Source organism: Aeromonas sp. 30P (assembly GCF_051919805.1).
In the GTDB taxonomy this organism is placed as follows: domain Bacteria; phylum Pseudomonadota; class Gammaproteobacteria; order Enterobacterales; family Aeromonadaceae; genus Aeromonas; species Aeromonas veronii.
In genome coordinates this window covers 4,754,761-4,781,572 of sequence record NZ_JBQBEA010000001.1, presented here as the reverse complement: position 1 = coordinate 4,781,572, position 26,812 = coordinate 4,754,761, and the positions used below count along the sequence as shown (strand labels likewise).

The 26,812-nt window shown below is 57.7% G+C and carries 28 protein-coding genes and 1 pseudogene; 11 read left to right on the top strand and 18 right to left on the bottom strand.

What is annotated here, in order from left to right; all coding sequences use genetic code 11:
- Nucleotides 1-55 precede the first annotated feature (55 nt).
- From ACTG2B_RS22785 to repC, 3 genes are read left to right on the top strand one after another with little or no spacing between them, the layout of a single operon-like run.
- Entirely contained in the window at nt 56-391 is a 336-nt protein-coding gene (locus ACTG2B_RS22785) for a helix-turn-helix domain-containing protein (RefSeq protein WP_042878469.1), read from the top strand.
- Complete coding sequence (locus ACTG2B_RS22780) at nt 378-1,250, top strand: helicase RepA family protein (protein WP_320658458.1); 873 nt, start codon at nt 378-380, stop codon at nt 1,248-1,250. Before ACTG2B_RS22785 ends, ACTG2B_RS22780 begins: the two co-directional genes overlap by 14 nt.
- Nucleotides 1,237-2,076 (top strand): replication protein C, IncQ-type, encoded by an 840-nt coding sequence (gene repC / locus ACTG2B_RS22775; RefSeq protein WP_042878466.1) that lies wholly within the window; start codon nt 1,237-1,239, stop codon nt 2,074-2,076. The genes ACTG2B_RS22780 and repC overlap by 14 nt, the downstream gene beginning before the upstream one ends.
- 201 nt (nt 2,077-2,277) lie before the next feature.
- Here the strand turns inward: repC and ACTG2B_RS22770 are convergent, their stop codons facing one another.
- The 9 genes and pseudogenes from ACTG2B_RS22770 to ACTG2B_RS22730 form a co-directional block, all read right to left on the bottom strand.
- Nucleotides 2,278-3,417: a site-specific integrase gene (locus ACTG2B_RS22770; RefSeq protein WP_042878465.1), complete on the bottom strand. Its 1,140-nt coding sequence runs from the start codon at nt 3,415-3,417 to the stop codon at nt 2,278-2,280.
- Between the two features lie 162 nt (nt 3,418-3,579).
- The gene (gene mnmE, locus ACTG2B_RS22765; protein ID WP_106844446.1) at nt 3,580-4,941 is read right to left on the bottom strand and encodes a tRNA uridine-5-carboxymethylaminomethyl(34) synthesis GTPase MnmE; all 1,362 of its coding nucleotides are present in this window, start codon (nt 4,939-4,941) and stop codon (nt 3,580-3,582) included.
- 99 nt (nt 4,942-5,040) lie between these two features.
- A complete protein-coding gene (gene yidC / locus ACTG2B_RS22760) occupies nt 5,041-6,687 on the bottom strand; it encodes a membrane protein insertase YidC (protein WP_439996888.1) in 1,647 nt (548 codons plus the stop codon).
- Between the two features lie 5 nt (nt 6,688-6,692).
- A pseudogene (gene yidD / locus ACTG2B_RS22755) lies at nt 6,693-6,940 on the bottom strand (membrane protein insertion efficiency factor YidD).
- On the bottom strand, nt 6,907-7,266 hold the full coding sequence (gene rnpA, locus ACTG2B_RS22750; RefSeq protein ID WP_005342318.1) for a ribonuclease P protein component: 360 nt from the start codon (nt 7,264-7,266) through the stop codon (nt 6,907-6,909). The pseudogene yidD and the gene rnpA overlap by 34 nt, the downstream one beginning before the upstream one ends.
- Nucleotides 7,266-7,400: a 50S ribosomal protein L34 gene (gene rpmH, locus ACTG2B_RS22745; RefSeq protein ID WP_005307156.1), complete on the bottom strand. Its 135-nt coding sequence runs from the start codon at nt 7,398-7,400 to the stop codon at nt 7,266-7,268. Before rpmH ends, rnpA begins: the two co-directional genes overlap by 1 nt.
- Nucleotides 7,401-7,670: 270 nt before the next feature.
- Nucleotides 7,671-8,405 (bottom strand): amino acid ABC transporter ATP-binding protein, encoded by a 735-nt coding sequence (locus tag ACTG2B_RS22740; RefSeq protein WP_439996887.1) that lies wholly within the window; start codon nt 8,403-8,405, stop codon nt 7,671-7,673.
- A 12-nt stretch (nt 8,406-8,417) separates the two neighbouring features.
- Complete coding sequence (locus tag ACTG2B_RS22735; RefSeq protein ID WP_245133366.1) at nt 8,418-9,086, bottom strand: amino acid ABC transporter permease; 669 nt, start codon at nt 9,084-9,086, stop codon at nt 8,418-8,420.
- Nucleotides 9,087-9,845 (bottom strand): amino acid ABC transporter substrate-binding protein, encoded by a 759-nt coding sequence (locus ACTG2B_RS22730; protein ID WP_439996886.1) that lies wholly within the window; start codon nt 9,843-9,845, stop codon nt 9,087-9,089.
- 311 nt (nt 9,846-10,156) lie between these two features.
- Here ACTG2B_RS22730 and dnaA point away from each other — a divergent pair, with 311 nt between their 5' ends.
- The 4 genes from dnaA (at nt 10,157) to gyrB (ending at nt 16,228) form a co-directional block, all read left to right on the top strand.
- Entirely contained in the window at nt 10,157-11,527 is a 1,371-nt protein-coding gene (gene dnaA, locus ACTG2B_RS22725) for a chromosomal replication initiator protein DnaA (protein ID WP_043820694.1), read from the top strand.
- 83 nt (nt 11,528-11,610) lie between these two features.
- The gene (dnaN, locus tag ACTG2B_RS22720) at nt 11,611-12,714 is read left to right on the top strand and encodes a DNA polymerase III subunit beta (protein WP_005339306.1); all 1,104 of its coding nucleotides are present in this window, start codon (nt 11,611-11,613) and stop codon (nt 12,712-12,714) included.
- A gap of 2 nt (nt 12,715-12,716) precedes the next feature.
- Complete coding sequence (recF, locus tag ACTG2B_RS22715) at nt 12,717-13,820, top strand: DNA replication/repair protein RecF (RefSeq protein WP_439996885.1); 1,104 nt, start codon at nt 12,717-12,719, stop codon at nt 13,818-13,820.
- Nucleotides 13,817-16,228: a DNA topoisomerase (ATP-hydrolyzing) subunit B gene (gyrB, locus tag ACTG2B_RS22710; RefSeq protein ID WP_005357188.1), complete on the top strand. Its 2,412-nt coding sequence runs from the start codon at nt 13,817-13,819 to the stop codon at nt 16,226-16,228. The genes recF and gyrB overlap by 4 nt, the downstream gene beginning before the upstream one ends.
- 105 nt (nt 16,229-16,333) lie before the next feature.
- Here gyrB and ACTG2B_RS22705 read toward each other — a convergent pair whose 3' ends face one another.
- The 4 genes from ACTG2B_RS22705 to ACTG2B_RS22690 all read right to left on the bottom strand — a co-directional run bounded on the left by ACTG2B_RS22705 (nt 16,334) and on the right by ACTG2B_RS22690 (nt 19,369).
- Nucleotides 16,334-16,711, bottom strand: coding sequence for a VOC family protein (locus tag ACTG2B_RS22705; protein WP_421308875.1), 378 nt, complete (start codon nt 16,709-16,711; stop codon nt 16,334-16,336).
- A gap of 66 nt (nt 16,712-16,777) precedes the next feature.
- Nucleotides 16,778-17,482 (bottom strand): helix-turn-helix transcriptional regulator, encoded by a 705-nt coding sequence (locus ACTG2B_RS22700; protein WP_439996884.1) that lies wholly within the window; start codon nt 17,480-17,482, stop codon nt 16,778-16,780.
- A gap of 65 nt (nt 17,483-17,547) precedes the next feature.
- Nucleotides 17,548-18,507, bottom strand: a complete 960-nt coding sequence (locus ACTG2B_RS22695; protein ID WP_439996883.1) for a helix-turn-helix domain-containing protein — start codon at nt 18,505-18,507, stop codon at nt 17,548-17,550.
- Nucleotides 18,508-18,598: 91 nt separating this feature from the next.
- Nucleotides 18,599-19,369: an MBL fold metallo-hydrolase gene (locus tag ACTG2B_RS22690; RefSeq protein ID WP_439996882.1), complete on the bottom strand. Its 771-nt coding sequence runs from the start codon at nt 19,367-19,369 to the stop codon at nt 18,599-18,601.
- 279 nt (nt 19,370-19,648) lie between these two features.
- Here ACTG2B_RS22690 and ACTG2B_RS22685 point away from each other — a divergent pair, with 279 nt between their 5' ends.
- The gene (locus ACTG2B_RS22685; protein WP_429202642.1) at nt 19,649-20,062 is read left to right on the top strand and encodes an Hsp20 family protein; all 414 of its coding nucleotides are present in this window, start codon (nt 19,649-19,651) and stop codon (nt 20,060-20,062) included.
- 92 nt (nt 20,063-20,154) lie between these two features.
- On the top strand, nt 20,155-20,595 hold the full coding sequence (locus tag ACTG2B_RS22680) for an Hsp20 family protein (protein ID WP_100652154.1): 441 nt from the start codon (nt 20,155-20,157) through the stop codon (nt 20,593-20,595).
- Nucleotides 20,596-20,650: 55 nt separating this feature from the next.
- Here the strand turns inward: ACTG2B_RS22680 and ACTG2B_RS22675 are convergent, their stop codons facing one another.
- From ACTG2B_RS22675 to ACTG2B_RS22665, 3 genes are all read right to left on the bottom strand, one after another.
- Nucleotides 20,651-21,805: a VopS family T3SS effector adenosine monophosphate-protein transferase gene (locus ACTG2B_RS22675; RefSeq protein WP_128815757.1), complete on the bottom strand. Its 1,155-nt coding sequence runs from the start codon at nt 21,803-21,805 to the stop codon at nt 20,651-20,653.
- On the bottom strand, nt 21,792-22,223 hold the full coding sequence (locus tag ACTG2B_RS22670) for a CesT family type III secretion system chaperone (RefSeq protein WP_439996881.1): 432 nt from the start codon (nt 22,221-22,223) through the stop codon (nt 21,792-21,794). Before ACTG2B_RS22670 ends, ACTG2B_RS22675 begins: the two co-directional genes overlap by 14 nt.
- A gap of 112 nt (nt 22,224-22,335) precedes the next feature.
- Complete coding sequence (locus tag ACTG2B_RS22665; RefSeq protein WP_439996880.1) at nt 22,336-23,583, bottom strand: valine--pyruvate transaminase; 1,248 nt, start codon at nt 23,581-23,583, stop codon at nt 22,336-22,338.
- A gap of 292 nt (nt 23,584-23,875) precedes the next feature.
- On the opposite strand from ACTG2B_RS22665, the gene ACTG2B_RS22660 reads away from it, so the two are divergent.
- Nucleotides 23,876-24,109 carry a hypothetical protein gene (locus tag ACTG2B_RS22660; RefSeq protein WP_236288220.1) on the top strand — a complete coding sequence of 78 codons (234 nt, stop codon included), beginning with the start codon at nt 23,876-23,878 and terminating at the stop codon, nt 24,107-24,109.
- Here the strand turns inward: ACTG2B_RS22660 and ACTG2B_RS22655 are convergent.
- Nucleotides 24,075-24,863 (bottom strand): AraC family transcriptional regulator, encoded by a 789-nt coding sequence (locus ACTG2B_RS22655; RefSeq protein WP_439996879.1) that lies wholly within the window; start codon nt 24,861-24,863, stop codon nt 24,075-24,077. The two genes, ACTG2B_RS22660 and ACTG2B_RS22655, sit on opposite strands and share 35 nt — an antisense overlap.
- A 92-nt stretch (nt 24,864-24,955) precedes the next feature.
- On the opposite strand from ACTG2B_RS22655, the gene ACTG2B_RS22650 reads away from it, so the two are divergent.
- A complete protein-coding gene (locus tag ACTG2B_RS22650) occupies nt 24,956-26,083 on the top strand; it encodes a multidrug effflux MFS transporter (RefSeq protein WP_439996878.1) in 1,128 nt (375 codons plus the stop codon).
- A gap of 4 nt (nt 26,084-26,087) precedes the next feature.
- On the opposite strand, the gene ACTG2B_RS22645 is transcribed toward ACTG2B_RS22650, so the two are convergent.
- Nucleotides 26,088-26,771, bottom strand: coding sequence for a response regulator (locus tag ACTG2B_RS22645; RefSeq protein ID WP_005357169.1), 684 nt, complete (start codon nt 26,769-26,771; stop codon nt 26,088-26,090).
- Between the last annotated feature and the right edge of the window lie 41 nt (nt 26,772-26,812).

Sequence of the window (26,812 nt, the reverse complement as noted above, 5' to 3'; positions counted from 1 at the left end):
GTTAGGTCCCCGGTACGCTTTGCATGTTGATGTTTGTTACAGGGAGATCATCTGCATGCGTGAGCAAAATCCGTCAGTTTACAGCGATCCAAACGGGATAATTCTGAAAGAGCTGTATGAGCTGAAACGGTTGGTGATCCAGCAAGGGCAGGGGCAGAAGGAGGTGATTTCTGCCGAGGAGTGTGCCGAGTTGCTGGGGGTTTCTGTCAGCTATGTGTACCGGCTGACCAGTGAAAAGCGTCTGCCGCATTACAAGCCACAAGGCAAAAAGATCTACTTTAAGCGCGTTGAGCTGCTGGACTGGCTGCTCTCCCACCGCATTTCACCGGACGCCGAACTCACTGAGCATGTAACCAAGCGTGTGCGGCAAGCTAGTCATGGGCGGTTGTGAGGCTGTTATGGAACGAGATCTCATCGCATCTCACTGGCCTCAGGATCTCCGGTCGGCTTTTGTTGAACCTCCGAAACCCCTCGATTTTGTCCTCCCGGGGCTGCCGGTGGGCTGCGTTGGTGCTTTGGTGTCACCGGGAGGTGTGGGCAAATCGATGTTGGCATTACAACTGGCAATGCAGATCGCCGGTGGGCCGGATTGGATTGAACTTGGCAAGCTGGGCAGGGGGGCTGTGCTCTACCTGCCTGCCGAGGACCCTTGGCCTGTTCTGCACCAGCGCTTGTTTGCCTTGGGCGGAGGCCTTGATGCTGAACTTCGTGCCAACGTTGAACGAGGCCTTCGTTTGATATCGCTTCAGGGTGCCAGCCCGAATGTGCTGGATAGCCATTGGTGGGAAGCGATTGCTATTTGGGCTAAAGGGGTGAGGTTGATTGTCATCGATACTTTGAGGCGCTTCCACGATGCCGACGAGAATGCGGCCTGTGCCATGACGCAGGTACTAGGTCAGTTGGAACGGCTGGCCATGGGGCTGGGATGCGCTGTGCTGTTTGTACACCACACCAGTAAATCTGCGGCATTCCAAGAAGCTGGCGATCTGCAGCAGGCAAGCCGTGGTTCGTCGGTACTGGTGGACAACGTTCGCTGGCAGGCCTATCTCGCCACTATGACCAAGAAAGAGGCGCAGAAGCTGGGCGTATCGGTAGAGAAGAGCCAGCTTTACGTGCGGTTTGGGGTAAGCAAAAGCAATTATGGGCCGCCACTACCAGAGCGCTGGTTGGTGCGGGGGGAAGGTGGTGTGCTGCACCCCGCTGGTTTGGACGTAATACGCCGGGCTGGAGGTAAACGTGTCTTGCTTTGAATTGACTCATGCCCGGCACGACCATATGCATTGCCTTGCTCCCGGGTTGTTTAGGGCGATCTCGCATGGCCAACGCCGCCGTGACAAGCTGGAGGTGATTTACTGTTTCGGTGGTGGCAATCAGATCGAGTTCTCCGGGCCTGAGCCGTTGGGTGCAGATGACCTCCGTGTGCTTCAGGGGTTGGTTGCCATGGCTGGACTTGAGTCACAAAGTAACGAGATTGAGCCAGTTGCAGTGAGCGAAACTGGGACGATATTGCGAGATCTTCTGGATCTTCGTTGGGCTGCCAACCAGCAAAGGGTATTGGTGGTCAGAAGCAGCCTGCGCAAACTGGCCAAGGAGATTGGATACGCCAATCCTCGGGATACCAATACTGTACGTTGCTGTATCGAGCGATTGTGGAAGGTGTCGGTGATCGCAAAGGTGGCTGGCCAGCGTAGCGGATTTCGCTTATTGGCGAACTATGTCAGTGACACTCAGACTGATGGACTTTTTGTGGCGCTTAATCCCTTGCTGACCTACGCCATTATGGGTAATGGTCGCCATGTTCGTATCGACATGACAGAAGTTCGGCACTTGAATGGCAGCATCGCTCGGTTATTGCATCAGCGGCTATGTGCCTGGGTGGATTGTGGTCAGAAAAGGGCTGTGCAGTTAGACACCTTGGTCGCTTATGCCTTTCCCGATGAGGTCAGCACGGCCACCCATCGCAAGCGGCAATCACGAGTTCGCAAGGCATTGGATGAGCTGACTGCTTTGGGCTGGTCTATCTGCGAACATGCCAAGGGGCGGTTTACCATCGGCCGGCCTGCACTATCACGATAACGGTCACAAACTATCACGAAAGTGGTCACAAAGTTCACGATAACGGTCACAAGCCAATTCAGTGAAACCCAGTTACCGCTTGGGCTGCAGGGCGATCCTGAAATCTGATCTATATTATCTAAGATAATCTAGGCCAGCGTATGGTTGCGCTGGCCTATTTGTTGGCTCTTTCTGGCCATGGTCTCGTCGAGGGGGCTTCTATCACGCCAATACGTTGGGAAAATCGAGCATGGCATCTCTACGCCGTGATTCAAGGATGTCTGCATAGATCTCTGTGGTTCTCAGCTCACTGTGTCCCAGCAAGCGGGAGAGGGCATAGATATCGACGCCGCGGTTAAGCTGGATCACGGCGAAGGTATGACGTGCGCTGTGGAAGGTTACCTTCTTGGTTATACCCGCCAGCAACGCCCACCGGGTGAGCTCCATGTTGTGCCAAGCCGAGTACTTGAGGCCCTTGAAGATCCGCTCTGTTGCCTTGCCTGGGCGCCCCATCAGCTGCATCGCCATGTCATTCAAATCCAGGTATTGCAGGCCGCTGGTCTTTTTCTGGGTGAAGACGATACGGTAATGGCCATAGAAGGGCTCCAGCTCGGCCCAGGTCAGCTTGTGAATGTCGGACCAGCGCAAGCCAGTGCAACAAGAGAACAGAAAGGCGCGCTTAAGAACGTCGTAGCGGCACTCGGCTTGGGCCAGGGCTCGTACCTCGTCTTCGGTCAGGTAAACCCGTTTGTTCTTTTCCCCCTGGATAGCTTTGACACGTCGTACCGGATTATCCGGTAGCAGCCGTTCCTGCTCAGCTTGGTTCAGGGCTGCCCTTAACTTGTTGAAATAGGCACTCTGGGTGTTGCGGCTCAGTGGTGTGCCGCTTTTGGTGCGGGCCTTGTGCATCAGGTAATGCCGAAACCCCTCCAGGAACAGCTGATCTACTTCCTCGAAAGTCAGCTCCGGCAGCTTATGGTACTGGCGTAAATGCTTGAGGGCTGATATCCAGATGGAATGGTTGCTCTTGCTGCCTGCCGCTTTTTGGTCTGTAACCTCTTGGAAGTACTCGAAGAAGCTGGCCTTGTAGGCGTTCGAGAAATCCAGATGGTGTTTACCAGTCTCGTACTCGAAGAGTCGCTTGGCGCGGATAGCTTCGGCTGCTCGCTGGGTTTCTTTGTTGTGGAGCCGCTGTGCTGGGGTACGCGGCTTGTCGTACAGGAAGAGATCCAGGGTCTCTCTGCTGCGTTTGTGCTTGCGGATGCCCGTGGTTGGGTCAAAGTAGGAGCCGGCGTAGTAGGTTAAGCGCAGAGCGCGCTTGCCTTCGGCGTCCGGTGCGCGGTATTCGATGCTGATCTTCATAAGTGTCCCCCAAAAGTACCCCAAGAGGTTACTGTGGGGTACTCTCGGGGTAAATTCTCACGAAACAAGATCAGGCAAGAACAGCCAGTAAAAAACAAAGTCCAATATTTACAATATCTTATGTTCTCACTGGCTGCTTTTTATTGCTGATTTTTCACCACATTACTTGCCGATGCAGAAGCTGGAGAAGATGCGGCCCAGCAGATCGTCGGAGCTGAATTCACCGGTGATCTCGGAGAGGGATTCTTGCGCCAGGCGTAGCTCTTCGGCCACCAGCTCGCCAGCCACGAACACTTCCAGCTGCTCCTTGGCCACCAGCAGCCGCTCGGCGGCGCGCTCCAGCGCATCCAGATGGCGGCGACGGGCCATAAAGCCCCCTTCGGTGTTGCCCTGGAAGCCCATGCAGGCTTTCAGGTGCTCGCGTAGGGCAGGCAGCCCCAGCTCGGTCTTGGCGGAGATGCGGTAGACGGCGTGGCCCTGCTCCTGGCTCGGTGCCAGATCCTCGCCGGTCAGGTCGGCCTTGTTGCGAATGACGGTGAGGCCGATGTTTTTTGGCAACCGATCAACAAATTCCGGCCAAATTTCCCGCGGGTCGACCGCGTCTGTGGTGGTGCCATCCACCATAAACAGCACCCGATCGGCCTGTTCGATCTCTGCCCAGGCGCGTTCGATACCGATTTGTTCCACCTTATCCTGGGTGTCGCGCAGACCGGCGGTATCGATGATGTGCAGCGGCATGCCATCGAGATGGATATGCTCGCGCAGCACATCGCGGGTGGTACCGGCAATCTCGGTGACGATGGCTGACTCGCGCCCTGCCAGGGCGTTGAGCAGGCTCGATTTGCCGGCGTTGGGACGACCGGCGATCACCACCTTCATCCCTTCCCGCAGCAGAGCGCCCTGCTTGGCTTCACCGCGCACGTCGTCCAGCTCGGACATTATGCTGTAGAGGTCGCCCGCCACCTTGCCGTCGGAGAGGAAGTCGATCTCCTCGTCCGGGAAGTCGATGGCCGCTTCCACATAGATGCGCAGCCGGATCAGGCTCTCCACCAGTTGCTGGATTTTGCTGGAGAATTGCCCCTGCAGGGAGTGCATGGCGCTGCGGGCGGCCTGTTCGCTGGAGGCTTCGATAAGGTCAGCGATGGCTTCGGCCTGGGCCAGATCCAGCTTGTCGTTGATGAAGGCGCGCTCGCTGAACTCGCCGGGGCGGGCAGGACGAATGCCGTCGATTTTCAGAATGCGGCGGATCAGCATGTCCATGATGACGGGGCCGCCGTGGCCCTGCAGCTCCAGCACATCCTCACCGGTGAAGCTGTTGGGAGCTTTGAACAGCAGGGCGATGCCCTGATCCAGTACCTGGCCTTGCTCATCCTTGAACGGCAGATATTCGGCGTAGCGCACCCGCGGGAGCTTGCCTAGCACTATCCCGGCGACCTGTTCGGCGGCGGGGCCGGAGACCCGGACTATGCCGACGCCACCACGGCCTGGCGCGGTGGCCTGGGCCACGATCGTATCTGTTGTCATCTTGCTTGGCTCGTTTGTTCGCTGATAGGAAAACGTAGTGGGAGACATTGTAATAAAAAAGGCGGCCCGAAGGCCGCCTCTTTTGTCATCACGGGAAGATTAGCTGCGTGAATGCAGTCCTTTCTTCTCCAGCTGACGATAGATGATGGTCTGCTGGATGATGGAGATGACGTTGCTCACCAGCCAGTAGAGAGTCAGGCCAGCCGGGAACCAGAGGAACATGAAAGTGAAGATGATCGGCATGAACTGCATCACTTTCTGCTGCATCGGGTCGGTTACGGTGGTCGGGCTCATCTTCTGCAGATACCACATGGAGGCACCCATGAGGATTGGCAGCACGAAGAAGGGGTCCTTCACTGACAGGTCAGTGATCCACAGGGCAAACGGCGCGTGACGCAGTTCAACGGACTCCATCAGGGCCCAGTAAAGGGCGATGAAGATCGGCATCTGAACCAGGATCGGCAGGCAGCCACCCAGCGGGTTGACCTTCTCCTTCTTGTACAGCTCCATCATGCCCTGAGACATCTTCTGGCGGTCATCGCCGAAGCGCTCGCGCAGGGCCGCAATCTTGGGTTGCAGCATGCGCATCTTGGCCATGGAGGTGTACTGGGCCTTGGTCAGCGGGAACATGATGCCGCGTACCAGCAGGGTCAGCATGATGATGGCCAGACCCCAGTTCTGGACGAAACCGTGGAACACGGTCAGCAGCCAGTGCAGCGGTTGGGCGATGAACCACAGCCAGCCGTAGTCGACGGTCAGGTCGAGGTGGTTAGCCACCTTGGCCATCTGGTCTTGCAGCTTGGGACCGACCCACAGCTTGCTGGTCACTTCGGCCTGTTGGCCGGCGGCCACGTCTACCAGCGGCGCCTTGTAACCGATGATGGCCTGGCCTTTACCAGGGATCACGCGGCTGTAGAAGCTGTTGGTATCGTCGGCATTCGGTGCCCAGGCTGAGACGAAGTAGTGTTGCAGCATGGCGACCCAACCACCCTTGGTGGTCTTGTTCAGGTCGGCATCCTTCATCTCGTCGAAGGTGTACTTCTTGTAGCGAGTCTCTTCGCTGGAGAAAGCACCACCACGGTAAGCGCTGGCTACCATGGCATGACCTTCCTGATCCTTCGGCGTTGCGACGGTCTGCTTCAGCTGACCATAGAACTGCACCTGAACCGGCTCGGCAGATTTGTTGTCGATCTTGTAATCAACGCCAACGGCATAGTCGCCACGCTTGAGGATGAACTCCTTGGTGAAGACCACACCTTTGCTGTCGGTCCAGGTCATCGGAACGACGACTTGATCCTGACCATCGGCCAGCTGATAGCTGGTCTGGGCGGCTTCATAGGTAGGACGACCTTCGGCCTGACTGTCCGGACCGTTGCGACCCACCAGACCGCTCTGGGCGATATAGAGGTGCTCAGGCTGGCTGGTCAGCAGCACGAACGGTTGGTCCTTGCCCTCTTCCAGCTTGTGAGACAGCAGTTCGGCAGACACGACGTCACCACCCTGGGTATCCAGGGTCAGCTTGAGCACGTCAGAGGAGACGGTGATCAGCTTGCGTGCGGCAGTCGCATTGGCTTGCTCGGAAACCTGAGGAATATCACCGGTCTGACCGGCTTCAGGTACGAAATGTTCGGTTTGGGCCACGGTAGTCGGGGCCGGCTTCGGAGCCTTGTCGGACTCCCACTGTTGCCAGAGCAGAAAGCTCACGAACAGCAAACCGATCAGGAGTAGATTGCGTTGTGATTCCATAGTTTTCAGTTTCTTCGCTTTGGTTGCGGAACCGGGTCATAACCACCCTCGGATAAGGGATGGCATTTTAATAGACGTTTGCTGGCTAACCAAACGCCTTTTATGAAACCGTGAAGTCGGATGGCTTCTATCGCAAATTGGGAACAAGTTGGGGTAAACGGCAGCGCGGCCCGAGCAGAGGGCTAATGATTAGCTGATACAGGCGTATCAGTTTGATAGCTACCCATTGCAACGGCGTGACAGGGTGCGCCATAGCTTTTCCAGTAACTTGAACAGTTCCTCGTTATCCATCTCTTTCACACCGGCCTTGGCGATCACCACGATGTCGATAGCGGGCAGCTGATGTTGTTTGAGGCGGAAACTTTCCCGAACCACCCGTTTGACACGATTACGCCAAACGGCACGCTTGAGTGCTTTTTTGGGCACAGCGAGACCAAGACGAGGGTGTTCGAGCGAATTGGGAGAAGCGAGAAGGGTAATCTGCGGAGAGGCGGCCCGGACAGGCTCGGCGAAAACGCGTTTGAAGTGTTCGGGAGTTAACAGACGTAACTCCCGAGAGAAGGTGTGCTGGGTAGGCATTAGACTACCAGGCGGGCACGACCCTTGGCACGACGAGCGGCCAGAACTTTACGACCGTTGGCAGTTGCCATGCGGGCGCGGAAACCGTGAGAGCGCTTGCGCTTCAGGTTGGACGGTTGAAAAGTACGTTTCATGATTCGATTCCGTATTTCTGTACAGTTTTGATTGTCACACTTAGCCGACGCGCCAGCTATAGCGTGTGACGACTAGCAAAAGAGGCCGAATTCTAAACAGAGTTCGGCTTTTAGTCAATCCGCCGTTCCCTCTCATCCTGCCATGGCCTTGAAAAGGCCACTGCCGAGCGTGAGGATCCAGAGGATCAAGGGCTCCGGATTATACTGGCAACCCGGTGTTAAACAAGGGATCCCTCAATAAAAAAGGCGGCCAGGCCGCCAAAGAGAGAGCTATTTAAGGACTTTCCGCAAGAACTCCCGGGTACGGGGATCCTTGGGATCGACCAATATCTGATCCGGCGGGGCCTGCTCGACGATCCGCCCCCCTTCCATGAAGATCACCCGATCGGCAACATCACGAGCAAATTCAATCTCATGAGTCACCACCACCATGGTCTGGTGCTGGCGGGCCAACTCTTTCATCAGCCCCAAAACCTCGTCGACCCACTCGGGATCGAGGGCCGAGGTGGGCTCGTCAAACAGGATCACCTTGGAGTGGGCCGCCATGGCGCGGCCAATGCCGACCCGTTGTTGCTGGCCGCCCGAGAGCGACGCCGGATAGGCATCCTGCTTGTCGGCAAGACCAATGTCCTTGAGGATGCCGAGCGCTGTGGCGCGGGCCTCCGCTTTTGGCTGCTTCCAGACGGTGATCAGCCCTTCGGCGATGTTGTCGAGCGCCGTCTTGTTGGCAAACAGGGCGTAGTTCTGGAACACGAAGGAGGCCCGTTTGCGCAGCTCGATCGCCTGCTGTTCGCTGGCCTTGGCCAGATTCAGCTCAAGATCGTCGATGGCAAGGGTGCCCGCATCCGGGGTCTCCAGCAGGTTCAGGCAGCGCAACAGGGTCGACTTGCCGGTGCCGGAGGGGCCGATGATGACGACAATTTCCCCCTTTTTGACCTCCAGATCGATGCCGTTGAGCACCTGATTGCCGTGATATGCCTTGGAGAGGCCGGTTAGCTTGATCATGAGAGCCCTCCTTTAATAGGCACGGTTGAGACGAATTTCCAGCAGATGCTGCAAGCGGGTAAAGAAGATCACTACTACCCAGTAGATCAGCGCCACCGCCATAAAGCTCTCGAAGAACTTGAAGGAGGAGGAGGCTTCCATCTGCGCCTTGCCCATTATCTCGGCCACTCCCAGGGTGAAGGCCAGCGAGGTGCTCTTGATCATGTCGATGAAGTAGTTCATCAGCGACGGGGTGGCGATACGGGCCGCCTGCGGCAGGATGATCCGCTGCATCGCCTGATAACGGCTCATGCCGATACTGAGCGCCGCTTCCATCTGGCTTTTGTGAATGCCGAGGATGGCTGCGCGGATCGACTCGGCCATGTAGGCGGCAAAGTGCAGGGTCAGACCGACGATGGCGGCGGTAAAGGCATCCATTCCCACGAAGATCGGGAACAGTTGCGGCAATCCGTAGTAGAGCAGGAACAGCTGAACGAGTAGCGGTGTACCCCGAAAGAACGAGATATAGAGCATCGCCAGCCAGTGGATCACGGGGACGCGAAACACCCGTACTATCGCCAGGGCCAGCGAGAGTACGAGTGCCAGCACGAATCCCCACAGGGCCATCTCCATCGTGGTGCCCAGATATTTGAGCAGGATGGGAAACAGCCCCAGCGTGTATTCGAGGTCAAATTCCATCATTTATTTGTCGGTGATGTCGGAAGCGAACCATTTCTCGGAGATCTGACGCAGGGAGCCATCCTTGCGCATCGCGGTCAGAGCCTCGTCGACCTTCTTCAGCAGCGCCTGTTTCTCCGGGGTCTTCAGGAAGGGCAGGGCGTTCTCGATAGTCTCGAACGGTGCGCCAGCCTGTTGCAGCGGCAGCTTGGACTCCTTGATCAGCTGGGCGGTGGAGACGCGGTCCATCACGAAGGCATCGATGCGACCCAGGGCGACATCCTGCTCGAAGGCGGAGTCATAGGTGCGGATGTCGATCTTCTTGTTTGGGTCGTTCTTGCGCAGCAGCTCTTCGAAGTTGGAACCCAGGTTCACGGCCACCTTCTTGCCTTCCAGATCCTTGATGCCATGAATGGTGCTGTTGCCCTTGCGTACTACGATCTGGGCGCCGTCATAGACGTAAGGCTGGGAGAAGTCGTACTTCGCCTTGCGCTCGTCGGTGATGGTGATCTGGTTGGAGATGGTGTCGATGCGGCCGGTTTCCAGCATGCCGAACAGGCCGGAGAAGCTGGCAGTCACGAATTCGACCTTGTAGCCGGTACGCTCGCCGATCTGGTTCCACATATCCACTTCAAACCCTTGCAGCTTGTCCTGCTTGACGAAGGTGAACGGGAAATATTTGCCAGACATGCCGACCTTGATGGTCTCCTGGGCTATGGCCTGACCGGACAGGGTGGCGAGCAGGATGGCTGAGCCGGAAATCAGTTTGATGGATGTTTTCATGGTGTTTCTCTCTCTCAATGTCTTGTATTTGTAGTTGTAATAACTGGTTTGGCCCTGATGTTATTGGAATAAAATTTAAAAAATAAATGACATTTGGTTATATGAAATAACAGGAGAGAAGCACGGGATCGACCAATCAGGACGGTGGATCAAGCTGTGGGTAACTTTGGGGATGAAATCCGATCCAAAGGCGCTGGATCCTTGAAAGTCAAGGATCTTATTTGCTGGATCCACCGGGCGATGGCTGGAGATCCGGCGGCTAAAAACGTAGAATAGCCGGTCTTTAGTTAATCAATCGACAGGAGTTTAGAGTGACTGCTTCGCTATGGCAGCAGTGCCTTAACCGGCTGCAAGATGAGTTGCCCTCGGCAGAATTCAGCATGTGGATCCGGCCGCTTCAAGCGGAGTTGAGTGACAATACTCTGACCCTGTATGCACCGAATCGCTTTGTTCTGGACTGGGTACGAGACAAGTATCTCATCCGGGTTAACGGCATCATCAACGAACTCTGCGGGGTCGACGGCCCCGCCCTGCGTTTTGATATAGGCAATCGTCCCCATCCTGTTGCTGTCGCCAGAGCGCCGGTACAGGGTACCGCGCCTGTGAATAACTTGCAGAAGAGCTGGGAAAGCAAGGCTGAAGCCAAGCCCGAGCCGAACCACAAGAGCAATACCAACGTGAACTATACCTTCGAGAATTTCGTCGAGGGTAAGTCCAACCAGTTGGCGCGTGCGGCTGCCCGTCAGGTAGCGGACAATCCGGGTGGTGCTTACAACCCGCTGTTCCTCTATGGCGGCACCGGCCTGGGTAAAACCCACCTGTTGCACGCCGTTGGCAATGCCATCAAGGAGAGTAAAAAAGATGCCAAAGTCATCTATATGCACTCCGAGCGGTTTGTTCAGGACATGGTGAAAGCGCTGCAAAACAACGCCATTGAAGAGTTCAAGCGTTACTACCGCAGTGTCGATGCCCTGCTCATCGATGACATCCAGTTCTTCGCCAACAAGGAGCGCTCCCAGGAGGAGTTCTTCCATACCTTCAATGCCTTGCTGGAAGGTAACCAGCAGATCATCCTCACCTCGGATCGCTATCCGAAGGAGATCAACGGTGTCGAGGATCGCCTCAAGTCCCGCTTCGGCTGGGGCCTGACCGTGGCGATCGAACCGCCGGAGCTGGAGACCCGCGTCGCGATCCTGATGCGCAAGGCAGACGAGAACCAGATCCATCTGCCGGACGAAGTGGCCTTCTTCATTGCCAAACGTCTGCGATCCAACGTCCGTGAACTGGAAGGCGCCCTCAACCGGGTGATCGCCAACGCCAACTTTACCGGCCGTGCCATCAATATTGATTTCGTGCGCGAAGCGCTGCGCGACCTGTTGGCACTGCAAGAGAAGCTGGTCACCATCGACAATATCCAGAAGACGGTGGCGGAGTACTACAAGATCAAGCTGGCGGATCTGCTCTCCAAGCGTCGTTCCCGCTCCGTTGCCCGTCCGCGCCAACTGGCGATGGCACTGGCCAAGGAGCTGACCAACCACAGTTTGCCGGAGATAGGTGATGCCTTTGGTGGTCGTGACCACACTACCGTTCTTCATGCCTGCCGCAAGATCGAGCAGCTGAAGGAGGAGAGTCACGACATCAAGGAGGACTATTCCAACCTGATCCGTACCCTTTCTTCCTGATAACGGAATCGAGTGGACAGATGCAGCGCGAATATTCCAACCTGATCCGAATCTTTTCCTCCTAATCACAACGGAGAGCACAGATGCAGCTCGAAATTAGCCGTGAGGCCCTGTTACGTCCTCTGCAACTGGTGTCCGGCGCCCTCGGCGGCCGACCGACCCTGCCGATCCTCGGCAACGTGCTGCTTGATGTCAGCAACGGTCTGCTGTCACTGACCGGTACCGATCTCGAAGTAGAGATGATCGGTCAGGTCTATCTGAACGGGGCCAGCGAAGATGGCCGCACCACAGTACCGGCGCGCAAGCTGCTGGATATCTGCCGTGGTCTGCCGGAAGGCGCCGAGATCCGTCTCAATACCGAAGGCGAGCGCCTGATCATCCGGTCCGGTCGCTCCCGCTTCAACCTATCGACCCTGCCGGCGACCGAGTATCCGAACATCGAGGATTGGGAATCCGTGCTCGAGTTCGATATCAGCCAGCTGGAGCTGAAGAAGCTGATCGATGCGACCCAGTTCTCCATGGCCAGCCAGGACGTGCGTTACTACCTGAACGGCATGCTGTTCGAGAGTGAAGGTCACGGTCTGCGCACCGTGGCGACCGACGGTCACCGTCTGGCCACCTGCCGCCGCGAGGTCGTAGGGGAATCGCTGCCCGATCATCAGGTTATCCTGCCGCGCAAAGGGGTACTGGAGCTGGTGCGTCTGCTGGAGGCGGAAGACAAGCCGGTGCGGCTGCAGATCGGTCGCAGCAACCTGCGTGCTGCGCTGGACGGCTTCATCTTCACCTCCAAGCTGGTGGATGGCCGCTTTCCGGACTGGCGCCGCGTCATTCCGCGCAACAGCGACAAGGCCCTGATCGCCGGTCGTGAGGATCTGCGTCAGGCGTTTGCCCGCGCCGCCATCCTCTCCAACGAGAAATTCCGTGGGGTGCGTCTCAATCTGCAGGAAAACCTGCTGCGTATCACCGCCAACAACCCGGAACAGGAAGAAGCCGAAGAGCTGCTTGACGTACAATATGCCGCTGGCGAGATGGAGATCGGCTTTAACGTCTCTTATGTGCTCGACGTGCTGAATACGTTAAAATGTGACCAAATTCGGATTAGCCTGAGCGATTCCATCAGCAGTGCCATTATTGAGGATTTTGAACATCAGGATGCTCAGTACGTGGTGATGCCGATGCGGATCTAGTCGTGTCCCTGGTCAAACTCCAGCTCAGCGACTTTCGCAATATCCAGCAAGCCAGTCTCAAGCTGTCGCCCGGCCTCAACATTCTGGTCGGGTGCAATGGCAGCGGCAAGACCAGCGTGCTGGAAGCCATTCACTACCTTGGTCTGGGGCGCTCCTTTCGCACTCATTTGACCGGGCGGGTCATCCGCCAGGGGGAGAGGGCATTTACCCTGTTTGCCCAGTACGAGCTGGAGGGACGTCAGGTACCGATCGGTCTTGCCAAAGACAAGAGTGGCGAGACCCAGCTCAAGATTGCCGGGGCGCAGGCCCAGCGGCTGGCCGATTTGGCGGAGTTGTTGCCGGTGCAGTTGATCCATCCCGATGGCTTCAACCTGCTGACGGGCGGGCCTCAGGCTCGCCGCGCCTGGCTCGATTGGGGTGTTTTCCATCAGGAGCCGACCTTCTTTGCCCTCTGGGGGCGAGTGCGGCGGCTGCTGAAACAGCGCAATGCGCTACTGCGCCAGAGCACCCAGTACCGCCAGCTGGCGTTCTGGGATCAGGAGCTGGTGCGGCTGGGTGGTGAGCTGGCCGAGTTTCGCGCCAGTTATTGTCAGGCCATTACGCCCCTGATCAAGGAGATGACGGCGGATTTTCTGCCGGAATTCGATATCAGTCTCGGCTTTTACCGGGGCTGGGAGAAAGACACTCCCCTCGGCGATCTGCTGGAGGCGGGGTTTGAGCGGGATCGGGCGCTGGGCTATACCGGTGTCGGTCCACAGAAAGCCGATGTGCGCCTCAAGGCGAACGGGGTACCCGCTCAGGATATTTTGTCCCGGGGTCAGCTGAAGTTGCTGGTCTGCGCCATGCGACTGGCCCAAGGGCTCTATTTGAATCAACATAGCAGCCGTGGCTGTATTTTTTTAATTGACGATTTTGCCTCTGAACTGGATGTCGACAAGCGCCGCTTGCTGGCCGCAAGGCTGAAGCAGTGTGCGTCCCAGGTGTTTATCACCGCCATCGACACCGGTCAGCTCGCAGACATGATGGATGTGAATGACTGCAAGTTGTTCCACGTGGAACAGGGTAAAATCTCCGAAACGTTAGAGAAGGCAGAGAGTAAGCTATGAGTGAAAATACTTACGACTCCTCGAATATCAAGGTGCTGAAGGGCCTGGATGCGGTCCGCAAGCGCCCGGGGATGTATATCGGCGATACGGATGATGGCTCGGGTCTGCACCACATGGTGTTCGAGGTCGTCGATAACTCCATTGACGAGGCGCTCGCTGGCTACTGCTCCGATATTCTGGTCAAGATCCATTCCGACGGTTCTGTCTCTGTGCGTGACAATGGCCGGGGTATCCCGGTAGACATGCACGAGGAGGAGGGCCGCTCCGCCGCAGAGGTCATCATGACCGTGCTGCACGCAGGCGGTAAGTTTGATGACAACTCCTACAAGGTATCCGGCGGCCTGCACGGTGTGGGTGTCTCCGTCGTTAACGCCCTCTCTGACAAGCTGTTGCTGACTATTCGTCGTAACGGCCACGTCTACGAGCAGACCTATCATCTGGGTGAGCCACAGGCGCCGCTCAAGCAGATTGGCGACAGCACCGGCACCGGTACCGAAGTTCGCTTCTGGCCGAGCCCTGCCATTTTCAGCGATACCCTGTTCCACTACGAGATCCTGGCCAAGCGCCTGCGCGAGCTCTCCTTCCTCAACTCCGGTGTCTCCATCCGTCTGCAAGACGAGCGTGATGGCCGCGAGGCGCATTTCTGCTACGAGGGTGGCATCAAGGCGTTCGTTGAATACCTGAACCAGAACAAGACCCCGATCCACCCGAAGGTGTTCCATTTCACCACCGAGCAGGATGGTATCGGCGTTGAAGTGGCGATGCAGTGGAACGACGCCTATCAGGAAGGGGTCTACTGCTTCACCAACAACATCCCGCAGCGGGATGGTGGTACTCACCTCGTTGGTTTCCGTACCGCGCTGACCCGTACTCTGAACTCCTATATGGACAAAGAGGACTACAGCAAGAAGGCCAAGTCTGCCGCCAGTGGCGACGACGTGCGTGAAGGTCTGATTGCCGTTATCTCCGTCAAGGTGCCGGATCCCAAGTTCTCATCTCAGACCAAAGACAAGCTGGTCTCTTCCGAAGTGAAGACCGCCGTTGAACAGGCGATGGGTGAGAAGCTGGCTGACTTCCTGCTGGAAAACCCGGGCGATGCCAAGATCGTGGTCAACAAGATCATCGATGCGGCCCGTGCCCGTGAAGCGGCCCGCAAGGCTCGCGAACTGACTCGCCGCAAAGGCGCGCTGGATATCGCCGGTCTGCCCGGCAAGCTGGCTGACTGTCAGGAAAAAGACCCGGCTCTCTCCGAACTCTACATAGTGGAAGGGGACTCTGCTGGCGGTTCCGCCAAGCAGGGTCGCAACCGTAAAAACCAGGCCATCCTGCCGCTCAAGGGTAAAATCCTGAACGTAGAGAAGGCCCGTTTCGACAAGATGATCTCCTCGCAAGAGGTGGGCACCCTGATCACCGCACTGGGTTGTGGTATCGGTCGCGACGAGTACAACCCGGACAAGCTGCGTTATCACAACATCATCATCATGACCGATGCGGACGTCGATGGTGCGCACATCCGAACCCTGCTGCTGACCTTCTTCTATCGTCAGATGCCGGAAATCATCGAACGTGGCTACGTCTACATCGCCCAGCCGCCGCTCTACAAGGTGAAGAAGGGCAAGCAGGAGCAGTACCTGAAAGACGAAGACGCGCTGCTGCAGTACCAGACCGCCATGGCGCTGGATGGTGCCACTCTGCACGTTAACGAGTCTGCTCCGGCCATCGGTGGCGAGGCGCTGGAGCGTCTGGTCAACCAGCACCGCTCGGTGACTCACCTGATCACCCGCATGTCTCGTCGTGCGCCGGAAGCGGTACTGACCCAGCTGATCTATCAGCCGGAGCTGAACGAAGCGCTGCTGAACAGCGAGAGCGATCTGCTGGCCTGGTGTCAGGGTATGGAAGCCGTGCTCAACGAGAGCAACCACGGTATCCAGTACCAGATCCAGGTTCGTCGTGATGAAGAGCGCAGCCTGTACGTTCCGCACGCCGTAGTTCGTCAGCACGGTGTTGACCGCGAATATCCGCTCAGCTACGACTTCCTGCAGTCCGGTGAGTACCGTCAGCTGGTTTCGCTGGGCAAGGAGATCGCCAACCTGATCGAGGAAGGTGGTTTCATCAAGCGTGGTGAGAAGGTCAAGCCGGTTGCCAACTTTGTGGAAGCCGTCGAGTGGTTGATGGGCGAAGGCAAACGCGGCATCTACATCCAGCGCTATAAAGGGCTGGGTGAGATGAACCCGGACCAGCTGTGGGAAACCACCATGGATCCGGAAGCCCGTCGCATGCTGCGCGTCACCATTGACGACGCCGTTGGTGCTGACCAGCTCTTCTCCACCCTGATGGGTGATGCCGTTGAGCCCCGTCGTGACTTTATCGAGACCAACGCCCTGCGCGTAGCCAACCTCGACGTCTAATCGGCGCAGTCAGACAGCAAAAAGCCGCTCCCTGTGAGCGGCTTTTTGTTTTTCTGGCCACGTTCCACGTGAAACATGAAACCGCTTGGTGTTGATGGTTCTAACTCAGCCCAGTTCTGGTGCCAGGCAGTAGAGTCGCAGACGATGGCCATCGGGATCAACAGCCATGCCGGTATAGCCAAACTCCATCCGGGTTGGTTGCTGGATGATTGTCAGGCCACGAGCTTGCCACTCTGACAAGCCAGAATCGACACTGGTTTCATCAGGCAGCGAGAAGGCCAGTTCCATGGCGCCAGCACTTTGGGTAACGGCTGGCTCGACGGTGGTACTGGACCAGAGCGCCAGTCTGGCGCCTGACTCGAATACGAACATGGCAAAGGTAGGTGACTCCTCCACCGGTTCATGCCCGAACAACTCGCGGTAGAAGAGCGCGCTGCGGGTCGGATTGGTAACGTAGAGGATGGTGAACTGGGGGACTAACATGGTGATGCTCCTTGCTGATGATATGGCGCATCGGCGCCGACCTCGTCAGCATGGCGCTACCTGCTGTCAGTTTCTGTCAGCAATGAATTTCGGCTGCGGGATCTGCTGGGTGGCGCGCCACTCCTTCAGCAGGCTCTCTCTGCTTTTTGGATAGCGGCAATCTTGCGGCTGCATCCGGGTGATGCGATCGACCCGAAAGTGGCGAAAGCCCTGACGCAGTTCGCACCAGGCCACCAGTACCCGCACCTGTTCGAAGTAGCCGAGGGCAAATGGCCAGACGGTGCGCTCAGAGGCCTCATCCTTGAGATCGCGATAGCCCAGGGTCACCTTGCGTTGTTGGCGGATGGCGCTGCGCAGCGGAGCTTCATCGGTGAGGCTCTCGCTGCGGGAGGTGCCGATCAGCAGGGCATTGCTCTGGAGCTGCTGGCGATAGTCGGCGGGTAGCACGGCTTCTATCTTGGCCAGCGCACTGCTGGCCGATGCACTCAAGGCTCCGTCACCGTGGGCGACGACCCAACGCGATCCCAGCACCAGCGCATCCAGCTCCTCTTCACTGAACATCAATGGCGGCAGCATGAAGCCGGGACGCAGCACATAGCCGATCCCGGGTTCACCCTCGATATGGGCACCTTGTGCCTGCAGGGTTGCGATATCCCGGTAGAGGGTGCGCAGGCTGATGCCAAGCTGGCTGGCCAGCTCCGCGCCTGTGATGGCGTAGCGGTGGCCGCGCAGCAGCTGGAGCAGGGCCAGCAGGCGTTCGGAACGGGACATGGTATGACTCCTCGGGGTCTCTGGTTAGCCTGCCATAGCGGAGTGAGCAGGTACAGCGGGCATCATCAGGAGTTATGGCCACGAAAAGAGCGTCGCCACTCGCTGGGGGAGATGGCAAAGCGGGCGCGGAAGTGATTGCGCAGGGAGGTGGCACTCTTGAAGCCGACCAGCTCGGCGATGCGATCGATGGAATGGCCGCTCACCTCCAGCAGCTCCTGACTGCGCCTGAGCCGCTCCGCCAGCAGCCATTCACCCACTGAAAGGCCGGTTGCCTGATGAAAACGGCGGGTAAAGGTGCGTCGACTCATCAGGGTGTGATCTGCCAGAGAGTCCAGGGTGTGAGGCTCGGCCAGATGGGCACGCAGGTGGTCGAGCAACTGGTTCATCCGGACATCGCGGGTGGAGGCGGGCACCGGCTGCTCGATAAACTGGGCCTGACCCCCTTCCCGGTGGGGCGGGATCACCAGCCGCCGCGCCACCTTGTTGGCGATGGCCGAGCCGTGGTACTGGCGTACCAGATAGAGGCAGCAGTCCAACCCGGCGGCAGTGCCTGCCGAGGTGACCAGCCCATCGTCATCCACATAGAGGGCGTTGGTATCGAGCTGCACGCAGGGAAAGCGGCGGCAGAAATCCTGTTCGTACTCCCAGTGGGTCGATGCTTTGCGACCATTAAGTAGGCCGGCGTAGGCGAGCACATAGGTGCCAAGACAGAGCCCGACCAGCCGGGCACCTCTGGCTCTGGCGGCAATCAGGGCATCGAGCAGCGCTGCGGGTGGCCGTGCTGCCGGGTCGTGCCAGAAGGGGATGACGATGATTTCCGCCTCGGCCAGCACCTCCAGCCCATAGGAGGCCTGAATGGTGAAGCCTTGTGCCGAGTGTGCGTGGCGGTTGCCATCGCCGCAGCAGATCTTGAGCTCGAACAGCGGCTGGCCCGGCAGAATATCGCCGAAGATGAGGCAGGGGACGGCGCAGTGAAAAGGGCTGAAGTGATCGAAGGTCACCACGGCAACGATCGGGGTGGTCATGGTGTTGGATCCTCTCTACGCGCAGACCACTCATCATAAGCGTCAGGCTGTGAAAGCCGAAGGGCCATGTCTGGCATGGCCCTCTTGTGGATCATAGCGATATCGCCTCGCCATCTTCTGGCACCCGTACCCGATCCATCATGCCCCGTTCCGCCAGATAGTCGCGCAGCTCCTGGCGCGACAGCACGGCGTGGTTGACCGCCTCCATATGGCTGGCGATCAGCGTGGCCTGCGGTGCGGCCTGATAAACGGCGGCGACATCCTCCTTGCCCATGATGATGGAACCGAGTCCGGGCACCTGTGCATCGCCACAGTTGAGGATGATGACCTCGGGTTGATGCTGTTGCAGGGCTTGTTCGACCGAGGGATGCCAGATGGTATCACCGGCCAGATAGAGGCACTGCTCATCGGGGTGGGAGAAGACCACGCCGCATACCTCTCCCATGCGCTCGCCCAGTACCGCCATCAACGGGTCGCTGCCGTGCTGGCCACCGGTCTGCTGCAGGCGAATGCCGGCAAACTCGGGCTGGTCGCTCAGCAGCCGCACATCCTCAAAGCCACTGGCACGAATGGCATCGGCATCTTTTTTATGTTGTACCAAGAGCGGCAGATGTTTGGGGATCAGGGCTCTGGCGGCGTCATCCCAGTGGTCAGGGTGATCGTGAGTGACGATCACGGCGTCCACATCGACCAGCTCATCGATCGGTAGCGGCAGCTCGACCAGCGGATTGCGCAGATGGCTGTTGGCGGTGCCCTCAAAGCCGGGGAAGGCTCCCTTGGCCGAGAGCATGGGGTCGATCAGAAAGCGGGTGCCGGCATAGTCGAGCAGCAAGGTGGCGTTGCGAACCTGAGTAATCTTCATGGGATGGCTCCATGTTGGCTGGTGGGTATGCAACCAATTATGGGAGACGGAGCGAGTTGTCATCAGTGGCCCACGGGTCGATTATCATCACTATCGGGCCAACAGGTTGATGTTCTACAGGTCGGCGCGGCCATTTAAAAATTTGAAAAAATCCCCTTGAAAGGAAAAAGTGAGCCCCTATATAGGTAACAAGGCCGGAACGCTCGACAGAGGTTTCGACCAGGCGCCCGTCCATAAGGAGGGCAAAACATCCGTTATCGCTCACAAGAGGGTAATACTATGCGTTCTATCGACTTTTCTCCGCTCTATCGTTCTGCCATCGGTTTCGATCGTCTGGCCAATCTCATCGAATCTGCGGCCAGCAATGGCAATGCCGGTTATCCCCCCTACAACATCGAGCAGCTGGGTGACAACGACTACCGCATCAGCATGGCGGTGGCGGGCTTTACCCAGGAAGAGCTGGAGCTGAGCTTCCAGGAAAATCTGCTGACGGTGAAGGGCAACAAGCAGGCCGATACCGAGCGCAACTATCTCTATCAGGGGATCGCCGAGCGTGGTTTCGAGCGCCGCTTCCAGCTGGCCGACTATGTGCGGGTGAAAGGGGCCGACCTGAAAAACGGCTTGCTGCACATCGAGCTGGTGCGTGAAGTGCCCGAGGCGATGAAGCCGCGCAAGATCGAGATCAACTGCTGATAGCCTGAATTCACTGAAATTTTAAAATTTCCCGGGTGCCGATGACGGGCCTGTGGAGAGTTGAACCTGTTGCTTATTAGAAGGATAGGATTATGCGTAACCTCGATTTCTCTCATCTCTATTCCAACGCCGTCGGCTTCGAGCGGATGGCCCGTGAGCTGGAAGGTCTGTTCGAGCAGAAGACCGCCGCTTACCCCCCGTACAACATTGAAAAGCGCGATCAGGATGGCTATCGCATCACGGTCGCCGTGGCTGGCTTCGAGCGCGAAGAGCTGGAGCTGGAGACCGAAAACGGCACCCTCAAGGTGAAGGGGCGCAAAGGGGCTGCGGCTGGTGAGCGTCAGTTCCTCCATCAGGGAATTGCCGAGCGTGACTTCGAGCTCGCCTTCAAGCTGAGCCAGCACGTGGAAGTGCAGGGCGCCAAGCTGGAGCATGGTCTGTTGACCATCGATCTGGCTCGCGAGTTGCCCGAGGCGCTCAAGCCCCGAGCCATCCCCATCGGTAAACCCGAGCAGCTGGCGTTGCCCAGCTAAGCAAACCGGATCGCGATAAACAACAAAGGCCTGCATTTGCAGGCCTCTCCGCTATTTACTTGATCCCATGCAGGGCATTCTCTGCGGGTAAATCGAGAGGGGAAAACCGTCCTTCACGCAGTTCGCTTAGAGCATAAAGCAATCTTCCCATCCGGCCATTTCCATCAGTAAAGCCATGGAAACCAACAACTGCTGCAAACAGTTTTTTGCCCAGTTGAGGATCCTGGTTATCAAGCGTAGTCAGATGCTTCTCCAGCACAGCAGCTCCACCGATGCTCGATGGCAGGCTGCCTCCACTGATCGCTGGCCCACGATAGTCCCGTGTGAGATTGGGAACAAGCTGGCGATGAAGTTGCTTGAGAACCGAGCTGTCTGTCAGGTCTTGAGACCCCTTACTATATTCCTTGAGCAAGGCGGTAAAATTGTTCCACTCATTGCCACCGGATGTTGATGCCTTAAGAATCCATGCCGCTGCGCGATCCACATTGTCGGTAAAACCGGTTGGATTGTAGAACGATTCGTCTAGGGTGCCAGCAAAGACGCCTTGACCCAGATTCTGAGTGAGAAGTGCTTGCTGGTGTTGTCGGGCTGCTTGCAGGTTTTTCACTTCTATCTGCAACAGAGGATCAAGGGCGTTGATTGCCTGTGCTGCTGAGGGTTGCCGGTAAAGTTGATCCAGGCTGGTCATTGACTGTTTTGGATCGGTCAGCTTGTTCAATAGCTGAGTCAGAGCCTGTTCTCCAACTAGGGAGAGCAGTTCATTACCGGTTGGGCTCTGCCTGAGCGCTTCTGACATAGCCCGTTGAAACAGCATGGTATGCTCGTTGTCATGTGCAGTTGGTTGCTGGGTTCTCAGTCGTTCCAGCACATCTTCCGGTGTTGCAATAAGACGGTCTTTAAACAGCATGCGAGCATGTGCAACAGAATTGTCACTTTGCAGGCGCTGTTGTTGGGCGCCTGGGGTCGAGAAGATCTGCTGAGTTGCCACTTTGGCGATTGAGGCTGAAGAGCCCTGACTGAACAGCTTGCCAACACCCTCAAAAAAGCGAGCAATCTTGCTGTTCTGAGGATGGGAGCGCAAAACCTGCTGCAGGTTGGCATCGATGTGATACTCCTTGCCAGCGATCTTAAGGGTACCCTCATTTTTAAATTGTTCCTGCTGCTGTTGCGTAGCATGCAGCAAGGCGGTCACACTTTTAAATTCGATCATGAATACCTCTTTCTGTTGGGATTGTCGGGGTAGTGCGAGGTAGCGAGGCTACGAATGTACGTGTCCACTCGATGAAAGTGCCCACATGCTGTGCTAGCTGACAGCCTGTCATTCCATCCAGCATATGGCGTCGATAGGCAATCAAATGGAGCTCGGGATGCCAGCCAATACCTGGTTCTTTGTCGAAAGCCGGGTTCAAGGCTGCAGTGAGAATGCGCTGCTGCAACTCGGTATTATTGAATGAGAAGGTGGGGAGCATTAAAGGGGCCATGATGAGCAAGACACATGGCTCCAGGTGCAAGATGAGTGGCAGTTCGCGGTCGATAAGAAGCGGGCAACTGCCGCTCTCATCAACGGCAAGCGAAGATAGTTGTAACTCTGTGGCCAGTTCGGCCAGCAGTATTTCACCAATACCCATGATTAGCCCTTCAATATGATGATATGGAAGGGGATTCTAAGTGGGCTTCTTATATATCTCTGTCTGATTCAGTCCGGCTTTTTTAGAGTCAGATTGATACTCAGCGTCAGTTTCATGCATAGAGGGCGTTGATCTCGTCGGCCAGAATGGCGATGCCGCGACGCACCAGCTCCTCGCTCTGGGAGTAGTTGAGGCGGATGCACTCCTGGCTGTGACGCCACTCGGGGTCATCAATGCCGGGGAAGAAGTAGTGACCCGGCACGATCAGCAGGTTCTTCGCCTTCAGTCGCTCATAAAGTTCCTGACAGTGGATCGGCAAGCCCTCGAACCAGAGCCAGAGGAAGAGGGCCCCTTCCGGTTTATGAATGTGGAAGCGCGGGTCGGGGATCGCTTCGCGCAGCAGCTGCACCGCCAGCTCCGCCTTCTGTTGATAGAAGGGTTTCACCACCTGTTCGCTGAGGGCGATGATCTCGCCGCTCTCGATCATCGGGATGGTGATGGCGGGGCCCAGACTGCCCGGTGCCAGATTGATGATGCCGCTCAGGTTGGTGATGGCCTGAATGATCTTCTCGTCGGCAATGACGATGCCGCAGCGGGTGCCCGGCAAGCCGAGCTTGGAGAGGCTCATGCAGAGGATGGTGTTGGCGTTCCAGAACGGCTTGGCTTCGCTGAAGATGATGCCCGGGAAGGGAACGCCGTAGGCGTTGTCGATCAGCAGCGGGATTCCCTTGTCGCGGGCGATCTGGTCGAGGTGTTCGATCTCTTCGTCGGTCAGCACGTTGCCGGTCGGGTTGGTCGGGCGGGAGACGCAGATCACCCCGATATCGTCACCTACCTGCAGGCTCTCGAAATCCACGTGGTATTTGAACTGGCCATCGGGCAGCTTCTCGATGGTGGGCTTGTAGGCCACGAAGTAGTCGTCGGCCAGCGCTGAGTCGGCATAGCCGATGTATTCAGGGGCGAGCGGGAACAGCACCTTCTTCTTGCGGCCATCGGCAAATTCGCCAGCCAGCAGGTTGAACAGGTAGAAGAAGGCATTCTGACTGCCGTTGGTCAGGGCGATATTGCGGGCCGAGATATCCCATCCCAACTCCTTGCTGAGCAGGGCTGCCAGCGCTTTGGTGAACCTGTCTTTGCCCTGTGGGCCGTCGTAGTTGGCCATCGCTTTGACCAGCTCGCCGTTGTCGAGCAGGGTATTGGCCTCGGCCTGAAAGCGTTCCAGCATGGCGGGGATCGGGGCCGGATTGCCGCCACCCAGCATGATGGCGTCCGGATTGGTCAGCCCCTGATTGAGGTCATCCATGAGTTGGGTAATACCGGCGTGGCGAGTGAACTTCTCGCCGAACAAGGAAAATTCCATTCAGTGACAGATCCAGATTTGAGTTACGGGGATGTAGCACCATAGCTCAGTTTAAAAGCGGGTGTCGATCAAAAAGATGGGACGTTCCACGTGGAACATGGTGCAAAAATCAAGCGTGGTTAAAAGCACCAACTGTTGGTTTAAAAATGACCGAGCGGGATGCATTTTGCGACTCAATTTGGTATCGAGATATATTTAATTTAAACAAAATCATCATGTTATGAATTGCGTGAGGATTGGCACAACTATTGGAATAGCTATCGGTCATCTCAACCATACCGGAGCAAACCAGATGAAAAGCCTGATCGCTACCCTGATTGTGAGTGCCCTGAGCCTGAACGTGATGGCCAACGAAAACCCGCGGCCCGAGCTGGAGAGTGCCAAGCTGGAACAGGATGTGCAGAGCGAGTTGCAACAGGCATCCCATGCCGTGGTGCAGGATGCGTTGCATAACCTCAAGCCGCTGGCGCTGGATACCCTGGTTGTGGAAGCTAGTCAGGCTGTGGCGACTCACCCCGAGAGTTGAGGTAGCGCAGGGGGGTCTGTCCTGTATGTTGTTTGAAGAAGCTGATGAAGGCGCTGTCGCTGGAGAACTCCAGCGCAGCGGCAATCCGGCTGATGGACTCGCTTTCGGCCAGCAGCTCCATGGCGCGCAACAGCCGCCACTGCTGACGCCACGCCTGATAGCTCATGCCGGTCTCCCGCATGAAGATGCGGCCAATGGTCTTGTCACTGGCACCCACCCGTTCGGCCAGCCGGTTGAGCCGATCGGGCAGGGCATCCCCCCGTTTCAACTGCTGTAGCCAGTCGCCCAGTCTGGGATCGGTCGGCAGCGGCAACTGCCACGATTCCCGCGGTGCCTGCCCCAACTCCTCCATAAACAGTGCCACCGTCCGTTGTTGCTGCTCTTGCGGTTTGTCCCACGGCCAGAGCGCCATCCGTTCGATCAGTTCGTGCAGCAGCGGATTGACCGCCAGCACTTCGACCGTGCCGGGCAACTCGGGGTGCGGCTGGAAGTAGAGGGAGCGGTAGGCCACCACACCGCGCATCAAGATCCGGTGTGAGGTGCCTGCAGGCAGCCAAGCGGCGCGGGTAGGCGGCAGCAGGCAGACCCGACCTTCCAGCTCCATGGTCATGCAGCCGGATTGGGCGAACAGCAGCTGATGGCGCTGATGTTGATGCAGGCCCGAGTCGTGCCAGCCGAGGGCGGAGGCAATGCCGATCACGCTGCCCGTCAGCTGGTCGGGGTCAAAAGGGTGATCGGGAAGAATAAAGGCCATATGTCCGATTTTTGATGTTTATAGTCCTGTTTATTGTAATCAGACAATTGGCATCTCTCTAGAATGGCGACCTCTTGTGAAGGAGGTTTGTCATGAACAACAAGTTGCCACCGCTCTGGCTGGTGGTGGGATTGATGATGTTTCCCCAGATTGTGGAGACCATCTACAGCCCGGTCCTGACCCACATCGCCACCCAGTTTCGGGTGAGCGAGGGGCAGGCATCCCAGACCCTGTCGGTCTATTTTCTGGCGTTTGCGGTGGGCGTGGTCTGCTGGGGACGGCTCTGCGATCTGATTGGGCGGCGTCCCGCCATGCTGGCCGGTCTGCTCACCTATGGTGTCGGCACCCTGCTGGCGCTGCTGGCCAACCAGTTTGAAACCCTGCTGCTGGCCAGGATCATCTCGGCCTTTGGCGCTGCAGTGGGTTCCGTGGTGACCCAGACCATGCTACGTGACAGCTATCAGGGTAGCGATCTGGCGCGGGTCTTCTCGGTGATGGGCATTGCGCTCTCACTCAGTCCGGTGCTGGGGCTGCTGAGTGGCGGGCAGCTGGCGAGCGGGTTCGGCTATCTCGGGGTGTTCAGTGGTTTGCTGATACTGGCGGTAGGCTTGCTGCTGGTTGCATGTTGGCAACTGCCGGAAACCCGTCCGGCCACCACCCTGCAAGTCGCACTCTGGCCGCTGGCGTGCCGGATGATGAAGGATGGCGGGCTCTGGCGCAGTGCCATGCTGGTCGCCCTGTTCAACACCATGCTGTTTGGTTACTACAGTCTGGCGCCATTCCTCTTTGCTGGGTTGGGGTTGAGCACTGGCGAGTTTGGTTACTCGGGGATCTTGCTGGCCTTGGCGACTCTGCTCGGCAGCCTGCTCAACAAGCATCTGCTGGGGAGGGGGTGGCTGCCGTCATCTCTGGTCAGATTGGCTTGCGCTCTGGCGCTGGTTGCCGGGCTGCTGGTATGGGCGACTCAGGCCAGCCTCTGGTTCCTGTTGCCCATGATGGGTGTAGTCATCGCTTTTGGGCTGGCGATCCCCAATGTGCTGAGTCAGGCGCTGCTGGCCTATCGCGAGGTAGCGGGCAGTGCTGGTGCCCTGTTCGGGCTTGGCTACTACCTGCTGCTCAGTCTGGGGTTGGCGGTGGCGGCCGGATTGCAGGATCTCGGCCTGTTGCTGAGTGGCTGCGGTTTGCTGGCGCTGATTTGCTGCGGGCGCCGTTCCACGTGAAACATCAGTTGCCGATAAAGCGGTAGCCGATACCGGATTCGGTCTCGATAAGCGTCGGTTGCTGGGGGTTATCCCCCAGCTTTTTGCGCAGACTGGCGATGACGATGCGCAGGTAGTGGGTATCCTCCTTGTGGCTCGGCCCCCAGATGTCGTTGAGCAGCTGGGTCTGCATCACCAGCTTGCCGGGGTGGCACACCAGCGCCTGCAGCAGGGCGAACTCCTTGCGGGAGAGAGGGATCTCCTCGTCTTTCATGGTCACCTTGTGGCTGCTGACATCCAGCGTCAGGCCGCATTGGGGGAAGTGGCGCCGCTCGCCGCTGCTGACGCCAGCCCGCTGGCGCAAGAGCACGCGAATGCGGGCCATCATCTCGCCGATGCCGAACGGCTTGCTCATGTAGTCGTTGGCGCCGGCATCCAGCAGCCGCACCTTCTCCTGCTCCGAATCGCGGGCCGACAGCACCAGCACCGGGTTAGGGTGATGCTCGCGAATGGCTTGCAACACCTGAATGCCATCGCCATCCGGCAGGCCGAGATCGAGGATCACCAGATCGGGGTTGAGATGGCGATACTGCTCCAGCCCTTCATTGACCCCCACCGCCTCACTCACCTGATGCCCCTCGGCAATCAGGCTGATCCGCAGAAAGCGACGGATCGCCGCTTCATCATCTATGACCAGAATGTGCGCCATCGAACCTCCAGAGGCGAATGGTGGGAGGGGCTGAGTGACCC

Bases quoted from the DNA above. Each gene is read 5' to 3' on its own strand.
- ACTG2B_RS22785 (WP_042878469.1), top strand. From the start codon at position 56: ATGCGTGAGCAAAATCCGTCAGTTTACAGCGATCCAAACGGGATAATT.
- ACTG2B_RS22780 (WP_320658458.1), top strand. From the start codon at position 378: ATGGGCGGTTGTGAGGCTGTTATGGAACGAGATCTCATCGCATCTCAC.
- ACTG2B_RS22770 (WP_042878465.1), bottom strand. From the start codon at position 3,417: ATGAAGATCAGCATCGAATACCGCGCACCGGACGCCGAAGGCAAGCGC.
- mnmE (WP_106844446.1), bottom strand. From the start codon at position 4,941: ATGACAACAGATACGATCGTGGCCCAGGCCACCGCGCCAGGCCGTGGT.
- yidC (WP_439996888.1), bottom strand. From the start codon at position 6,687: ATGGAATCACAACGCAATCTACTCCTGATCGGTTTGCTGTTCGTGAGC.
- rnpA (WP_005342318.1), bottom strand. From the start codon at position 7,266: ATGCCTACCCAGCACACCTTCTCTCGGGAGTTACGTCTGTTAACTCCC.
- rpmH (WP_005307156.1), bottom strand. From the start codon at position 7,400: ATGAAACGTACTTTTCAACCGTCCAACCTGAAGCGCAAGCGCTCTCAC.
- ACTG2B_RS22740 (WP_439996887.1), bottom strand. From the start codon at position 8,405: ATGATCAAGCTAACCGGCCTCTCCAAGGCATATCACGGCAATCAGGTG.
- ACTG2B_RS22735 (WP_245133366.1), bottom strand. From the start codon at position 9,086: ATGATGGAATTTGACCTCGAATACACGCTGGGGCTGTTTCCCATCCTG.
- ACTG2B_RS22730 (WP_439996886.1), bottom strand. From the start codon at position 9,845: ATGAAAACATCCATCAAACTGATTTCCGGCTCAGCCATCCTGCTCGCC.
- dnaN (WP_005339306.1), top strand. From the start codon at position 11,611: ATGCAGCTCGAAATTAGCCGTGAGGCCCTGTTACGTCCTCTGCAACTG.
- gyrB (WP_005357188.1), top strand. From the start codon at position 13,817: ATGAGTGAAAATACTTACGACTCCTCGAATATCAAGGTGCTGAAGGGC.
- ACTG2B_RS22705 (WP_421308875.1), bottom strand. From the start codon at position 16,711: ATGTTAGTCCCCCAGTTCACCATCCTCTACGTTACCAATCCGACCCGC.
- ACTG2B_RS22700 (WP_439996884.1), bottom strand. From the start codon at position 17,482: ATGTCCCGTTCCGAACGCCTGCTGGCCCTGCTCCAGCTGCTGCGCGGC.
- ACTG2B_RS22695 (WP_439996883.1), bottom strand. From the start codon at position 18,507: ATGACCACCCCGATCGTTGCCGTGGTGACCTTCGATCACTTCAGCCCT.
- ACTG2B_RS22690 (WP_439996882.1), bottom strand. From the start codon at position 19,369: ATGAAGATTACTCAGGTTCGCAACGCCACCTTGCTGCTCGACTATGCC.
- ACTG2B_RS22685 (WP_429202642.1), top strand. From the start codon at position 19,649: ATGCGTTCTATCGACTTTTCTCCGCTCTATCGTTCTGCCATCGGTTTC.
- ACTG2B_RS22680 (WP_100652154.1), top strand. From the start codon at position 20,155: ATGCGTAACCTCGATTTCTCTCATCTCTATTCCAACGCCGTCGGCTTC.
- ACTG2B_RS22675 (WP_128815757.1), bottom strand. From the start codon at position 21,805: ATGATCGAATTTAAAAGTGTGACCGCCTTGCTGCATGCTACGCAACAG.
- ACTG2B_RS22670 (WP_439996881.1), bottom strand. From the start codon at position 22,223: ATGGGTATTGGTGAAATACTGCTGGCCGAACTGGCCACAGAGTTACAA.
- ACTG2B_RS22665 (WP_439996880.1), bottom strand. From the start codon at position 23,583: ATGGAATTTTCCTTGTTCGGCGAGAAGTTCACTCGCCACGCCGGTATT.
- ACTG2B_RS22660 (WP_236288220.1), top strand. From the start codon at position 23,876: ATGAAAAGCCTGATCGCTACCCTGATTGTGAGTGCCCTGAGCCTGAAC.
- ACTG2B_RS22655 (WP_439996879.1), bottom strand. From the start codon at position 24,863: ATGGCCTTTATTCTTCCCGATCACCCTTTTGACCCCGACCAGCTGACG.
- ACTG2B_RS22650 (WP_439996878.1), top strand. From the start codon at position 24,956: ATGAACAACAAGTTGCCACCGCTCTGGCTGGTGGTGGGATTGATGATG.
- ACTG2B_RS22645 (WP_005357169.1), bottom strand. From the start codon at position 26,771: ATGGCGCACATTCTGGTCATAGATGATGAAGCGGCGATCCGTCGCTTT.